The organism is Flavobacterium sp. UGB4466 (genome assembly GCF_903469665.1).
Lineage (GTDB): Bacteria > Bacteroidota > Bacteroidia > Flavobacteriales > Flavobacteriaceae > Flavobacterium > Flavobacterium lipolyticum.
In genome coordinates this window covers 1-719 of sequence record NZ_CAGKLC010000255.1, presented here as the reverse complement: position 1 = coordinate 719, position 719 = coordinate 1, and the positions used below count along the sequence as shown (strand labels likewise).

At 33.7% G+C, this 719-nt stretch carries 1 protein-coding gene; it reads right to left on the bottom strand.

Annotated features, from left to right (window positions below):
* Positions 1 to 23: 23 nt before the first annotated feature.
* A partial coding sequence (locus tag JO950_RS21950) for a transposase (RefSeq protein WP_202704544.1) occupies positions 24 to 719 on the bottom strand: 696 nt, incomplete at its 5' end.

The window sequence follows — 719 nt, the reverse complement described above, 5'->3', positions numbered from 1 at the left end:
GGATCAGGTTCAAAAGTTGGGGATTAAGCAAAAAGATTAGATAATCTGAACAAGAAAAAATCTATATTGCTCACTCCTCTAAATTGACTTCTAAAAGCTTTTATTTTAGCATTGAAAGATTCTGCCGAAGCATTTGTGCTTCTATTATCAAAATAGTTTAAGATTGACTGATAATTAATAGTTATGGTATTGAGTAGAATATTAAAGTTTTTAAAACCTGATTCTTCTACATTTCTATACCAATGTGCCAGTTTGGTCATGGCAATATGTTTGTCATTGTAGTTATTGTAAATTCCTCGAAGCTGTTGGTTTAAATTGTAAGCTGTTTTAATGTCAGGATATAGTTCAAATACCATTTGTGCTCTTTCTTCCTGGCTCCGAGTCCATTTTTCGCGAGATTTATAAAGTAGATACCTGCTTCTGGCTAATAACTGTTTAACAGAATCTCCGTTAGGTAAAAGCTGGGGAATGTATGTTTTGTTTTCTAATTTGGCTTGTAGTATCGATTGATTCTCAAAGTCCATAGCTTCCCAGCGATGTTTGATTCTAATCTCTTGTACTGCTTCGAGTGCTAATTTTTGAACATGGAACCGATCTGTAACCTGTATGGCTTTAGGAAAACATTTCTTAGAGATTAGCTTCATGGAATTAGCCATATCGAGCGTTATCTCTTTGACAAAAGATCTTTTCTTGTAATCAATCTTTCTGATGTGTTCTAT